The following is a 13,008-nucleotide window of genomic DNA, read 5'->3' as shown; positions in this document are numbered from 1 at the left end:
CGGCCCCATGCAACCTGCCGAACCACAAAAAAGGCGTGCAAAGACCATGGTCACCCCGATTTCCGAAGTGCGCAAACCGGCGATTGTCCAGGCGGCGATCAAGACCATTGGCCAGCACGGCCTGCCGACCCCGTCCTACGATCTGATCGCGGACGAGGCGGGCATGTCCCGGCAGTTGATCCGGCACTATTTCCCGGACCCCGAGGCGCTGATGGTGTCTGTTTGCGACGGGCTGGCCGCGGCCTACAAAGAGGCACTGATGAAGGGCATCCTGTCGGCGGGCAAGACCGAGCGGCTGCCGATGTTCCTGGATTTCTACTTCAACTTCCTCGCCCCCGAGGGGCTGGCCAAACCGGCGGACGATCAGGTTTACGACGCGATGCTGTCGCTTGCGACCTCGTCGGAAAAGGTGCGCAAGAACCTGCACGACCAATACGCGCTCTTACAGTTCACCATCGCGCACGAGGTGCAGATCAGCAATCCCGCCCTGCCGCAGTCCGCCTGCCGCGAAATCGGGTATCTGTTTGTCGCGCTCATGTACGGCCATTGGAAGATGGTCGCGACGTTGGGATTTTCGGAAGACAACAACCGGGTGTCGCGGGCGGCCATCGACCGGCTGATCGCGTCCTATGCCGATCACTATGACGACCCCGACGATCCTGTGCCCGGTGCCGTGCCGCAATAGACACAGGTCCTGCCCGCCTTCGATTTTCAGTTCGAAAACTTTTTTCTTTTTTGACAAGCCTGTTAACCTTTCGTAGCGTCACCCTGTGCGCGCCATGCCCGGGCGATGCGGCGGCGGTTTCTGTCCGATGCCCTGCCGCCCAGCGACGGCGCCGATCTATTGTTGCCCTGCGCCGGGGCGTCCGGCGCGTCATTTTTTTTGCGCGGGAGCCACCCCATGACCCGACCCACCCTGTCCCAATCACGGCTGCGCCAGACCACGTCGGTTCTGGCACTGCTCCTGGTCAGCACGACCGCCGCGCAGGCCGATACCGACTGGATCGGCAACACCAGCACCGACTGGTTCGATCCGTCCAACTGGACCGCAGGGGTGCCCGACGCGACCGACGAGACAGTGATCGACACGCAGACACCGAACCCCACAACGATCAACGGCGGCACAGCGGCAAGCGACCGACTGTTCGTCGCCGATACCGGAAATGGCCGGCTGACGGTGTCGGGCGGCGCGGTGCTGGATGTCACCGACGGCACAACCGTCGCCGCGGATGGCGGGACCGGACAACTGACCCTCATCGGCGCGGGCACGCAGCTTCTGTCGCCCGAATTCGTGAACGTCGGCCAGACCGGGACAGGCACGCTCGACGTCCGGGGGGGCGCGCAGGTCCAAACCACGCAGGTCGGCCTGGGTGATGATGCCACCGCCGTTGGCATCCTGAACATCGACGGTTCGGGATCACAGGTGATCGTGCCCGAGGACGACGATCACCTCATCATCGTCGGCAACCGTGGCACGGGTGAGATCAACATCACCAACGGCGGGTTCCTGGGGTCCGTCATTCCCGTCGCCATCGGCGGCTTTGAAGAGGGGACGGGCACCGTGACGGTGACCGGCCAAGGGTCGCAAATCCGGTCCCCCAACATCGCTGTCGGCAACCTCGGCACCGGCACGATGATCGTCAGTGACGGCGGAAGCGGGCGCACCGCGCTTCTGAACATCGGCTCTTTCCCGACCGGCGACGGTGTCTTCACGATCACCGGGTCAGAAACCGAGTGGATCAACTCCACCACCTCGAGCCAGGGGCAGCTTTTCGTCGGCGCGAATGGCACCGGTGTCATGAACGTCGAAGACGGCGCCACCTTCTTCAACTTCGGCAACGCCGATATCGGGGGTTTCGAAGGGTCGACCGGCACGCTGAACGTCGACGGGGTCGACAGTTTCCTCGGGATCTCGGACAGCTTCCGGGTCGGCGCCGCGGGCACCGGGACCCTGAACATCACCGGCGGCGGCCAGATCATTTCCGGCACCGTTGGCGAATTCAACTCCATCGGGATCGGCTCCACCGAAACCGGGGTGGGCGTGGCCAACGTGACGGGGCGGCAAAGCCTCTGGGAGGTGCGCGACGAATTGCGGATCGGCTCTGCCGGGCAAGGCACGCTGAACGTCCGGGCTGGCGGCACCGTGCTGGTTCAGGAGCTTGGTATGGGCAACGATGCCGGCAGCGAAGGGACGCTTCTGGTCAGCGGCTCGGGCTCCACCTTCTCGCAGATCGGCGACATTCCCCTGAACCGCCTTGGCGACGAAGGCAATGCCGACGTGACCATCCAGAACGGCGGTGCGGCGACATTCGACAGCAGCGTCTATTTCGGCAACGCGGCGGACGTCATGACATCGCTCACTGTGACGGGCGAAGGCAGCAGCTTCACCGTCAACGATTTCATGATTCAGGACGACGGGACCAGTGCGGTCACCGTCACCGACGGCGGCACGCTGAACGTGGCGGATTTTTATTTCGTCGGGTCCGAGATGGGCGGCGACCACAGCCTGACCGTCGATGGCGAGGGCGCGACGCTCAATGTCGAATCGACGCTGCATATCGGCTTCAACCAAGACGGCACCGCGTCGCTTGACGTGCTGAACGGCGGCCAGATCAATACTGGCGGCCTGACCATGGGGAGCGAAGACGGGACGGTCGCGACCACGACCATCTCGGGCCAGAACACCCGGGTCGTTTCGACAGAATCCTTCACCGTTGCCGCCGACGGCACGGCCGTCACGACGGTATCGGACCGCGCGCGGGTCGAAACCAACCGCACCCGCATCGGCCGCGAGGTGGACGGCAACGGCACCCTGATCGTCGAAGGGCGCGGCACCCGCTACATCGACAGCGGCAATGTTTTCAACAACGACACCGACGGCCTGCGGGTCGGCGACGATGGCACCGGCACGCTGACCATCCGCAACGAGGCGATCTTCCGGCATACCGGCACCGGCGGCATGACGCTGGCGCTCGAAGAGGGATCGGCCGGCACGCTGAACATCGGTGCCGGGTTGGGGGACATGGCCGCAGGCGCAGGCACCTTCGATGTGGGCGTGCTGACCTTCGGGCTGGGCGACGCCGTGCTGAACTTCAACCACACCGACATGGGCTACAGCTTTGACAGCGAACTGACCGGCGACGGTACGATCAACGTCATTTCCGGCCTGACCGAACTGACCGCGATCAGCGACACGATGGGCGGGACAACCCGCATCAGCGGCGGCGAGCTTCGGGTGAGCGGCACGCTGGGCAACACCGTCACGGTCCAGCAGGGCGGTCGCCTGTCGGGCACCGGCACCGTGGGCGCGGTGGTCGCGAACGGCACCGTGGCGGCGGGCAATTCGATCGGTACGCTGACGGTCACCGACTCCTTCGTGATGGGGGAAACCGGCGTGCTCGAGGTCGAGATCGCGGCCAACGGCGATTCCGACCTTATCGACGTGGGTGGCAGCGCCACGGTCGACGGAACGCTTGCGGTGGTCGCGCTGGCCTATCCGACCAACTACCCCAATGCGCAAAGCTACACCGTGCTGACGGCCGCCGATGGCGTGTCGGGCAGTTTCGACACGGTGACCGATACCTTGCCGGATGTGGACGTGATGGTCGCCATCAACAGCAACGACGTGGTGGTGTCCTATGAACGGGCCGCAGACCCCGACCCGGACCCCACGCCTGACCCGGACCCCACGCCTGATCCGGACCCCACACCCGATCCCGACCCCACACCCGATCCCGATCCGAACCCCAACCCGAACCCGGGCGGTGGTTTTTCGGACAAGTCGCTGCATCCCAACACACTGCAAGTGGCGGCCCGGCAGACCGGCGCGTTCAACGCGCTGCTGATCGGGCGTGGATTGACCCAGGGCGGTGCCGGCATGCTGGACACGGGCGCCGTCACCTCGACCCAGGGTATTGCGCCAGGTCAGTCCCAGCGCCGGACCTGGATCAGCCTCTACGGCACCAGCGATGACGTGGATTCAAGCGGCGGTGCCAGCGCCTATGACAGCGACAGCTGGGGCATCGCATCGGGGATCGAAACCCGGTTCGACACCGGCAGCGGGCGCATGACGCTGGGCTTCGGCATCGGCACCTCGGACACCTCGGTGTCGTCGGGCCGATCCTCGGCGCAGATCGACGCGGTGCAGATCGGCATCTACGGCAGCCACACCAGCGGCCCGCTGACCCTGTCGGGCGCGCTGAGCTACGGCAAGCTCGACTACGAGTTCGATCGGGTGATCCCGATCGCCGGCGGACCCGACGCCAAGGCATCGGGCGACACCGACGGTCACGGCTTTGCCGCGACGCTGCGCGCATCCTACGACCTTGCGCAGCGGATGCAGATGTCGGCAAACCCGACGTTCTTCTTCGCGCCCTATGCCGAGGTGCAGCACGTCAGCGCCAGCATCGACGGGTTCACCGAAACCGGCGCCGGGGTGCTGAACCTTGCCGTGCAGGACGACACCTACAGCCAGACCACACTGGGCCTGGGGGTCGACCTGGGTGCCACCAGCGCGATGGCCGGGGGCGGCAGCTTGCGCACCGTCGCCAGCATCGGGTGGGAGCATATCCTGGGCGATCTCAACACCACGACCACCTCGACCCTGGCCACCGTGGGCGGCGCGCCGTTCATGACCTCGGGGGCCGAGCTGGGCCGTGACCGCCTGCGCCTGCGGCTGGGGCTCGATGCCGAGATGGGCAACGGCCTGACCGCCGAATTCGGCTATGACGGCAGCTATTCGAACCAGGGCAGCGATCATGCGCTGCGCGCAGGCTTCAAGCTGGTGTTCTGAGGCGAAAACGGGCCGTCGCGCACCCCGCGCGGCGGCGATCCGACCTCTTCGCTCAAGCGATTTATGCCAGCCAGGTTCGCACGCCACCCCGGCTATGCAGCAAGCACAGCCGCGTCGGGGCGCGACTGCGATGGCGCGGCGGCCTTCGGCCTTTATTCCGCGCCCGCGGGCTGGGCTCGCACGTCCGCTCAAGGCAGTTTCAAGCCAATCGCATCACGCCCTATCCGCCGCGCTCTGAAAGGGTTTCGCCAGATTTGCCCGTTTCTGCGTTTTCTGAGCTTGCCGTAGCCGGCTATACCCGCGCTCAGATGCCTGGAACTGAGCAAATTTGACTGAAACCGGGGCACCCTCCTGAATTCGGACGCCGCCTAAAGCACGTAGGCATAGAGCAGAACCCAGGCCGACAGAACGGTGGCGCAAAGCACCGTGTAGACGCCATTCCAAACCAGCCCGACACGCGTGGCGCTGAGCCCCCCGAACGATCCGATCAGCAGCGTGGTGGCCGTGAAGGGCGAGCTTGCCCCGCTCAGCGCCCAGCCCGAGGTGATGGCGACGATCAGCGCCGTCGGCGTGACCCCCAGTTCCGACGCGGCGGGGATCAGCGGCGCGATCAGAGTGACCGCGAGGATCGGGTTCATGCCGATCTGGCCCGCCAGCGGAATGATCCAGACGAAAGACACCATGATCAGCCAGGTCGGCAGCACCGTCAGGTCCAGCCCCGCGCGCGCCATCAGCGGGCCAAGCAGCGCCGACCCAACCGTGCCGATGTAGCCCGCCATCATCAGCAGCGTCAGCTCGCCCCGGTAGCCCGGCAATTCGCGCAGAACGTAATCGGTCGCCCGCCGCGCGGTATTGGCCAGCGGCGCGTCGCCCCAGTACTGGATCAGCAGCCAGACCAGCGCGATCGACGGCACGATTACCGCGACCAGCCCGACGATGCGCACATCCGACACCTCGTGCAGGACCACCACGCCGATCACCAGCACGCCCAAGAGCATGAGAAGCGGCAGCATGGTGGCCCAGGTCCCCTCTGGCGCGCTGCGGGGGCCGGGCGGCTTGCTCAGCCGTGGCTTGAAGGCGGTGTCGAGCGCCCAGCCGATCCCGGCCAGCAGGCCCGCGGTGATCAGCCCCGGCACCAGCGACCGCGCCCAACTCGTGTCGGGCACGACGCTGACGGAAATCGCCATGGCGAAGGACAGTGGCGACCACGGCAGGGTCGAGATGAAACCGCGCTGAATCGCCAGCAGCATGCGCCTTATCCGGTGGCCGCGCACCTCGGCATTGGGTTCGGAACTGGCGTTGGCCAGCGCCAGCGATCCCAAAAGCTGAATGGCGCCGTAATTCAGCAGCAGCGCGAACATCTGCCCGCCCACGGTCAGCGCCGCATAGCGCCGCCCCGGCGGTTGACCCGAAAGAAACGTGCCCGCCGCCTGGATCGCGGGCGAGGTCTGGGCGACGTTGCGCAGGGTCGACAGCGAGGTAAAGAACGCCGCGATGAAGGCCGAGGACGCCAGCGCCTTGACCGTTACGTCCGACCAGTCCGGCCGGGTCATGACCAGCGCCAGCGTCAGCGCAGCCGCCACCCCGACAAAGGCCTGCCGCGCCGGGGCCACGCGCAGGGTCAGCAAGGCCACCACCAGCACCACCAGAACCGGTTTTGCCGGGGTGATCGCGGTCAGGACGTTCCATTCGTTGAGGATGACCAGAAAGGTGATCGCAGCCAGCAGCAGGCCCGTCAGCCGGTCGATGCTGCCCTGTCTCATGTCCATCCTTTCGCACGCCTGTCTTGGCGATGTTTTGCGCCTCTCCGGTGGCGGTTGCAAGGCCCCCCGCCTGCCCCGCGTTTTTGGCTCACACGACGATTCGGGAACTTTTCCGGGGGTTTGGCGGTTACTGACCTGACACCAAGGGGAAAGACCATGACCAAGACTTATGCCATCGCAGCCGCCATGACCTGTCTTGCCGCCGCAGCTTGGGCGACGACCGAGGTCCTCGTGCCGGAACAGCCCACCGTGATCGAAATCGAGGTGAGCGCCGCCGAACTGGCCGAATGTCAGGACACTCTGCGCGCCGTCGCGCAGCAGCCCGCCGTGCACGACAATGGCTCGCCCGTGTTCTTTGATTTTTCCAGCGACCTGCCGACCGTCAAATGCGTGGTCAGCGCCGAAGCGTGATTTGGCACGCCGCAGTAGCGCTACACGACAGGCGCAAGCCAACTGCCCATTTCAACGTGACAAGCCTTGAATGATACTCGATCTGGCCCGCAATCCTGCGGGCCTTTCGCTTTTCCAAGAACCCGTGTCCGTCCCATCCCAACGGTTGTTGCCGCCTTACGCGTCAGCGGGCATGGTGGCTCCGGATGATTGCCGATATACGCGGCCACGCAGCGGGAAAGGGACCCCTTCGTGAGGCAGACCACGTTCACGATCCAGACCGATGGCCCCGGCCTTTACGAATTCACTTCGCAGGTCCGCGATTGGGTCAGCGACAACGGATTGTTGACCCTGTTCATCCGGCACACCTCGGCCAGTCTGCTGATCCAGGAAAATGCCGATCCTGAGGTGCAGACCGATCTGCGCGCCTTCTTTGACCGGCTGGTGCCGCCTACAAGCGATCCGGCGATGTCCTACCTCACCCATACCTACGAAGGCCCCGATGACATGCCTGCGCATATCAAGGCGGCGATGATGCCTGTGTCGCTGTCAATCCCGGTCACGAGCGGGCGGCTGGGCCTGGGCACCTGGCAGGGGATCTACGTCTTCGAACACCGCACCCGGCCGCACCGGCGCGAGGTGCTGGCCCATCTGGGGACCTGAGCACGATGAACCGCGCCCATACCTATGCCGACCGCTACCTGTCGACCCGCGAGGCGGAATTGTCGGACTGGTGCGCACAGATTTTCGATTTCGCCGAACCGGCCTGGCGCGAATACCGATCCGCCGCGTGGTACGTGGACCGACTGCGTTCCGAAGGGTTCGATGTCGAGGAAGGCTCCGGCGGGATGCCCACCGCCTTTTGCGCGCATTGGAGCAATGGCAAGGGGCCGACGGTGGGCATGTATGCCGAATACGATGCGGTGCCCGGCAATTGTCAGGCTCCGGTGCCTTACCGCGCGCCCCGCGCGGGGCTGGGAACGCTTGCCGCCGGTCACACCGATCCGCATTCGGGCCTCGGCATGGGGGCGCTGGGCGGGCTACTGGCGACAAAGGCGGTGATGACGGCGCTGGGCATCCAGGGCACCCTGCGCTTTACCGGCGAACCCGCCGAAAAGGTGCGCGGCTCGAAACCCATCCATGCCGCGAAGGGGTATTACGACGGGCTGGACGGGATGCTGTCGTTTCATCCGTTCTACATGCTGCCGCTCTGCAACACCGTTCGCTGGAACACCCACTGCGGCGCGGCCTTTTCGATGATCTACAGCTTTCGTTGCGACGCGCCCGAACGCTGGGGTGCCAAGGACGGCGCGCCGATTCCGCAAAGCCACTCCGACATCCGCGCGCCCGGTGCCAACGATGCGCTGATGATGATGTACCAGTCGGCACGCAGCCTGCGCGACTCCATGCTGCCGCATCGCGGTGGCTGGTCGGTGAGCGAGGCGATCCTGGGCGCGGGTCAGGCCACCGCCGACAACCTGCCCGCCGCGCGCGCCGACCTGCAATACATGATCCGGGTGCCGGATGTCGCGATGGCCGAACAGATCACCGCGCAGCTGGACCGTCTGGCCGATCATGCCGCCGCGATGACCGGCTGCCGGGTCGAACGGCACTGGGTCAGCAAATCCCGCCCCGGTCTGGCCAATCACGGCATGGCGGGCATGGTCTGGGACGCGCTGCAAGAGGTCGGCCCACCGGTCTGGGACGACGCTGCGCTTGATCTGGCCCGCAAGGTGCAAGAGGCTTGCGGCGCGGAACCGACCGACGATCCGCTGATCCCCGAATGCACGCGCCTTATTGCGCCGAAACGTGCGGAAACGATCCTGCGCCGCGATCTGCCCCCCGCGCAGAAGAACAGCACTTCGGACGACTACACCGACATGACCTGGCACACCCCCACGGCGCGGTTCTATATCGCCCGTCCGGCGCTGCGCGGCGGGCCTTACCCGGGCTGGGCGATGAATGCCCTGGGCGGCATGCCGCAGACCATCGACCCGATGGTGCGCACCGCCGCCCGGGTGCTGGCCCGCGCCGCGCTGCGGCTGCTGACGGATGCCCCCCTGCGCCACGACGCACAGGAGGAACTGGTTCGCCGCCGCGAAAAGGCCGGGAACATCCCGCCGCTGTGCGACTATGCCCCGCCGCTGGATTTCGCCTGGCCGGAATACGTGCACACGGCGCGCGGCTGGCACTGGCACCTGCCGGGATAGACCGACTGTGGCCGGTCCGGCCCTTCATCTTGCGGCGCGAAATCCCCTCTACCCAAATTCTGGCGACCCCCCTATAGTGGCTGTGGATAATTGGGGACCAACCCCATCCCGAGGCAGAGACGAACAACAAAGGGGAACGGCCATGCGCTGCCCGTTTTGCGGAAACATCGACACACAGGTCAAGGATTCACGGCCCGCCGAGGATCATGTCAGCATCCGGCGGCGACGCTTTTGCCCGGCCTGCGGCGGGCGCTTCACCACCTATGAACGGGTGCAGCTGCGTGATCTCGTGGTGATCAAGACCAATGGCCGCCGCGAGGATTTCGACCGCGACAAGCTCGAACGCTCCATCCGGATCGCGCTTCAGAAACGGCCCATCGAGCCCGAGCGCATGGATCAGATGATTTCCGGCATCGTGCGGCGGCTGGAATCGATGGGCGAGACGGATATTCCCTCCAAGCAGATCGGCGAGATCGTGATGGAGGCGCTGGCCCGCATCGACACCGTGGCCTATGTGCGTTTTGCCAGCGTTTACAAGAACTTTCAGGCGGCGGACGATTTTGACAAGTTCGTCAGCGAACTGCGTCCCGACGCCGCCCCGGAAAAGTGACCCCCGCCGATCAACGGCACATGGCCCATGCGTTGAGCCTGGGCCGTCGGGGGATGGGCCAATGCTGGCCAAACCCGGCGGTCGGCTGCGTCATCGTCAAGGACGGGCGCATCGTCGGCCGCGGCGTGACGGCGCCGGGCGGCAGGCCCCATGCCGAACCGCAGGCGCTGGCGCAGGCCGGTGACGCGGCGCGCGGGGCCACCGCCTATGTCACGCTCGAACCCTGCGCCCATCACGGCCAGACCCCGCCCTGCGCCGACGCCCTGATCGCTGCCGGCATCGCGCGGGTCGTGGCCCCCTTGCAGGACAGCGACCCCCGGGTGTCGGGCCAGGGTTTCGACAGGCTGCGCGCCGCCGGGGTCGCCGTGACGACCGGCGTGCTGGCCGAAGAGGCGGCGCGCGATCACGCCGGGTTCTTCCTGCGGACCGAAGCCGGACGGCCCTTTGTCACCCTCAAACTGGCGTCGTCCTTCGATGGGCGCATCGCCACCGCCACAGGCGAAAGCCGCTGGATCACCGGGCCCGAGGCGCGGCGCATCGTGCATGGCCAGCGCGCCCGGCACGATGCGGTGATGGTCGGCGCGGGCACGGCACGGATCGACGACCCAAGCCTGACCGTGCGCGGCTTTGGCACGGTGCGCCAGCCGGTGCGCGTGGTGGTATCGCGGCTGATCGACCTGCCGCTGATGGGGCAACTTGCCCGCACCGCGGCGCAGGTGCCGGTCTGGATCTGCCACGGCCCCGACGCCGCGCCCGAGACGCGACAGGCCTGGCAGGGCTTGGGCGCGGTGCTATTGCCTTGTCGACTGGCGGGGCGTCAGGTCGATGCCGCATCGGTGCTGCAGGCGCTGGGGGCCGCCGGGCTGACCCGGGTCTTTTGCGAAGGTGGCGGCACCCTGGCCGCGACCCTGCTGGCGGCGGATCTGGTGGACGAACTTGTCGGCTTTACCGCAGGCCTCGCGCTCGGGGCCGAAGGGCAACCATCGGTGGGCGCAATGGGAATTGCGAAACTGGCGGCGGCCACGCGGTTCCGCCTGTCGGAAACGCGCGCGGTCGGCGCGGATGTCATGCACCGCTGGGTCCGCGCCGGATAGCGGGCCCTGATCAGGCCCGGTGCGCACCGTCGGCCAGCGATTTCACAAAGCTTAGCACCTCGTCCACCGATTTGCCGTCGGCCAGTTCGCCGACGATGGCCGATCCGACCACGCAGCCGTCGGCGATGGCGGCGATGCTCTGCGACGACTCCGGCGTGCGGATGCCAAAGCCCACGATCACCGGCAGATCGGTCTGCGACTTGATCCGCGCCACCTCGGGCCCGACGTCCGCAGCCTCGGCCGCCGCGGCCCCCGTGATCCCGGTGATCGAGACGTAATAGACAAAGCCCGACGTGTTCTGCAGCACCTTGGGCAGCCGCTTGTCGTCGGTGGTGGGCGTGGCCAGCCGGATGAAGTTCAGCCCGGCCTTCTGCGCGGGCAGGCACAGCTCGTCATCCTCTTCCGGCGGCAGGTCCACGATGATCAGCCCGTCGATCCCGGCCTCTTTAGCCTGTTCTAGAAATTTTCCCACGCCCCGCGAATAGATTGGGTTGTAATAGCCCATCAACACGATGGGCGTGGTGTCATCCTCTGCGCGGAAAGTGCGCGCCAGCTCAAGCGTGCGGTCGAGCGTCATGCCCCCTTCGAGCGCGCGCTGGCCGGCAAGCTGGATGGTCGGGCCATCGGCCATCGGGTCGGTGAAGGGCAGGCCCAGTTCGATGATGTCCACGCCCGCGCCGGGCAGGCCCTTGACCAGTTGCAAAGATGTGTCGAAATCCGGATCGCCTGCCATGACATAGGCGACGAAAGCCTTCTTTCCGTCGGCTTTAAGCTGCGCGAACCTGTCGTCGATACGTGTCATGGCTGTTCCCTCAAGGATGATTCCGCCCGACTTGCCGGAACCGGCGGGGAAAATCAATGGCGTCTCATCCCGCACGCCCCCGCGCCAGCCCGCGAAACGCCCAAAGCGCAAGGCCGCAGGCCGCCAGCATCACCGCGCCCTGATAGAAGGCGACCCCCGCAAGGCCGGTGCGCTGCGCCGCGATCCCCGCGACGACGGGCGCGAAAACCACGCCGACGTAGAAGAGCGTAAAGAAGATGCCCATGCCCACCGCCCGCGTGCCGGCACCCAGCACCTGCGCGGGCAGGCTCATGATCGGCCCCGCCGACAGCCCCGCGCTCAGCCCCAGCAGCGCAAAGACCAAAAGCGCATTGTTGCCGCTTGACGGGGCCAGGATCAGCAGCGCGGCAAAGGCGGCAAAGCCCGCCACCATCACCGCGTCCCGCTGCCCGGTCCGATCGGCAAGATAGCCGCCCAGCGGCACCGACACGGCCACCAGCCACAGCGTCACGCTGGTGGTCGCACTTGCCGCCGCAAGGCTCCAGCCCTTGCCCACCAGCATGGCCGGGCCGAACCCGAACACCATGCCCAGCGCGCCGTTGTAGAGCCCCCAGATCGCGCCTGCGCACAGGACCGCCGCCAGCGGCGCACCGCGCAGCCGTTCCTTTGGGGCCGCGCCCGCCGATCCCGCCGCCGTCGGCGCCGTGCCCCACAGGAACACCGCCAGCCCGGCCGCGGTGCTGGCCAGAACCGCGCCCAGCGCCAGGGCCAGGCCGCCGCCCGTCGCAACCAGCGGCAGCACCAGCAGCGCGGCGGCGATCCCCACCGGCCAGGAATTGACGAATATGCCCATGGCCGTCGCAATCTCGCGCCCGGCGAAATAGTCGGTCACGACCTTCGACATCAGCACGTTCAGCAGCACGCCGCCGGTACCCGCGAGCAACCGCCCGGCGATCTGCCCGCCCCAGCTGTCCAGCAGCAGCATCACCAGCGCGCCCGCCAGCATCAGCCCCATGCCAAAGGCGATCACCCGGCGGTCGCCGAACCGTTGCCCGATGGCGCCGCCGGGCAGCGCGATGATCAGACCCGGCGCCAGATAAAGCCCGATCAGAAAACCGATATCCGACAGCCCGACACCGAACACCTGCATGTAAACCGGCGACAGCGCCGCCACAGCCTGGAACTGAAACGCCATCGTGACGCGCGCGGTGAACAGAACGGCCAGCACGAACCAGCGGTTGGGTGTGGTCCCGGCCATGTGTCTGCGCCCCCAGCCGCGTGCTACGGCGATGCGCCATAGCCTAGCAGCCCCGGTGCGTTACGCAATCGTGGCGATGACGCGGTCTGGAATCTGCACGGGTGACGGGG

10 protein-coding genes are annotated in these 13,008 nt (G+C 66.6%); 7 read left to right on the top strand and 3 right to left on the bottom strand.

Annotated elements, in window-relative coordinates; genetic code table 11:
• Positions 1–46: 46 nt before the first annotated feature.
• Both ACOXXX_RS12210 and ACOXXX_RS12205 read left to right on the top strand, forming a co-directional pair.
• Positions 47–685, top strand: coding sequence for a TetR/AcrR family transcriptional regulator (locus tag ACOXXX_RS12210; protein WP_422826865.1), 639 nt, complete (start codon positions 47–49; stop codon positions 683–685).
• Between the two features lie 216 nt (positions 686–901).
• A complete protein-coding gene (locus ACOXXX_RS12205; RefSeq protein WP_422826864.1) occupies positions 902–4,792 on the top strand; it encodes an autotransporter domain-containing protein in 3,891 nt (1,296 codons plus the stop codon).
• Between the two features lie 368 nt (positions 4,793–5,160).
• On the opposite strand, the gene ACOXXX_RS12200 is transcribed toward ACOXXX_RS12205, so the two are convergent.
• Complete coding sequence (locus tag ACOXXX_RS12200; protein ID WP_422826863.1) at positions 5,161–6,555, bottom strand: hypothetical protein; 1,395 nt, start codon at positions 6,553–6,555, stop codon at positions 5,161–5,163.
• 156 nt (positions 6,556–6,711) lie between these two features.
• Between ACOXXX_RS12200 and ACOXXX_RS12195 the strand changes: the two genes are divergently transcribed.
• The 5 genes from ACOXXX_RS12195 to ribD all read left to right on the top strand — a co-directional run bounded on the left by ACOXXX_RS12195 (position 6,712) and on the right by ribD (position 10,859).
• Positions 6,712–6,966, top strand: a complete 255-nt coding sequence (locus ACOXXX_RS12195; RefSeq protein ID WP_422826862.1) for a hypothetical protein — start codon at positions 6,712–6,714, stop codon at positions 6,964–6,966.
• 231 nt (positions 6,967–7,197) lie between these two features.
• Positions 7,198–7,608 carry a secondary thiamine-phosphate synthase enzyme YjbQ gene (locus ACOXXX_RS12190; protein ID WP_422826861.1) on the top strand — a complete coding sequence of 137 codons (411 nt, stop codon included), beginning with the start codon at positions 7,198–7,200 and terminating at the stop codon, positions 7,606–7,608.
• A gap of 5 nt (positions 7,609–7,613) precedes the next feature.
• Positions 7,614–9,155 carry an amidohydrolase gene (locus ACOXXX_RS12185; protein WP_422826860.1) on the top strand — a complete coding sequence of 514 codons (1,542 nt, stop codon included), beginning with the start codon at positions 7,614–7,616 and terminating at the stop codon, positions 9,153–9,155.
• Between the two features lie 142 nt (positions 9,156–9,297).
• Positions 9,298–9,765 (top strand): transcriptional regulator NrdR, encoded by a 468-nt coding sequence (gene nrdR, locus ACOXXX_RS12180; RefSeq protein WP_422826859.1) that lies wholly within the window; start codon positions 9,298–9,300, stop codon positions 9,763–9,765.
• A 20-nt stretch (positions 9,766–9,785) separates the two neighbouring features.
• Entirely contained in the window at positions 9,786–10,859 is a 1,074-nt protein-coding gene (ribD, locus tag ACOXXX_RS12175; RefSeq protein WP_422826858.1) for a bifunctional diaminohydroxyphosphoribosylaminopyrimidine deaminase/5-amino-6-(5-phosphoribosylamino)uracil reductase RibD, read from the top strand.
• A 10-nt stretch (positions 10,860–10,869) separates the two neighbouring features.
• On the opposite strand, the gene trpA is transcribed toward ribD, so the two are convergent.
• Both trpA and ACOXXX_RS12165 read right to left on the bottom strand, forming a co-directional pair.
• Complete coding sequence (gene trpA / locus ACOXXX_RS12170) at positions 10,870–11,661, bottom strand: tryptophan synthase subunit alpha (protein WP_422826857.1); 792 nt, start codon at positions 11,659–11,661, stop codon at positions 10,870–10,872.
• A gap of 64 nt (positions 11,662–11,725) precedes the next feature.
• Complete coding sequence (locus ACOXXX_RS12165) at positions 11,726–12,898, bottom strand: CynX/NimT family MFS transporter (protein ID WP_422826856.1); 1,173 nt, start codon at positions 12,896–12,898, stop codon at positions 11,726–11,728.
• Between the last annotated feature and the right edge of the window lie 110 nt (positions 12,899–13,008).

Origin of the sequence: Thalassococcus sp. BH17M4-6 (assembly GCF_049323015.1) — a bacterium.
GTDB lineage: Bacteria > Pseudomonadota > Alphaproteobacteria > Rhodobacterales > Rhodobacteraceae > Puniceibacterium.
Note: the sequence above shows the minus strand (reverse complement) of the source record. Positions and strands in the feature narration are given on the sequence as shown.

Excerpts from the sequence above, each read along its gene's own strand:
- ACOXXX_RS12210 (WP_422826865.1), top strand. The coding sequence starts at position 47 with ATGGTCACCCCGATTTCCGAAGTGCGCAAACCGGCGATTGTCCAGGCG.
- ACOXXX_RS12195 (WP_422826862.1), top strand. The coding sequence starts at position 6,712 with ATGACCAAGACTTATGCCATCGCAGCCGCCATGACCTGTCTTGCCGCC.
- ACOXXX_RS12165 (WP_422826856.1), bottom strand. The coding sequence starts at position 12,898 with ATGGCCGGGACCACACCCAACCGCTGGTTCGTGCTGGCCGTTCTGTTC.
- ACOXXX_RS12205 (WP_422826864.1), top strand. The coding sequence starts at position 902 with ATGACCCGACCCACCCTGTCCCAATCACGGCTGCGCCAGACCACGTCG.
- trpA (WP_422826857.1), bottom strand. The coding sequence starts at position 11,661 with ATGACACGTATCGACGACAGGTTCGCGCAGCTTAAAGCCGACGGAAAG.
- nrdR (WP_422826859.1), top strand. The coding sequence starts at position 9,298 with ATGCGCTGCCCGTTTTGCGGAAACATCGACACACAGGTCAAGGATTCA.
- ribD (WP_422826858.1), top strand. The coding sequence starts at position 9,786 with ATGGCCCATGCGTTGAGCCTGGGCCGTCGGGGGATGGGCCAATGCTGG.
- ACOXXX_RS12185 (WP_422826860.1), top strand. The coding sequence starts at position 7,614 with ATGAACCGCGCCCATACCTATGCCGACCGCTACCTGTCGACCCGCGAG.
- ACOXXX_RS12200 (WP_422826863.1), bottom strand. The coding sequence starts at position 6,555 with ATGAGACAGGGCAGCATCGACCGGCTGACGGGCCTGCTGCTGGCTGCG.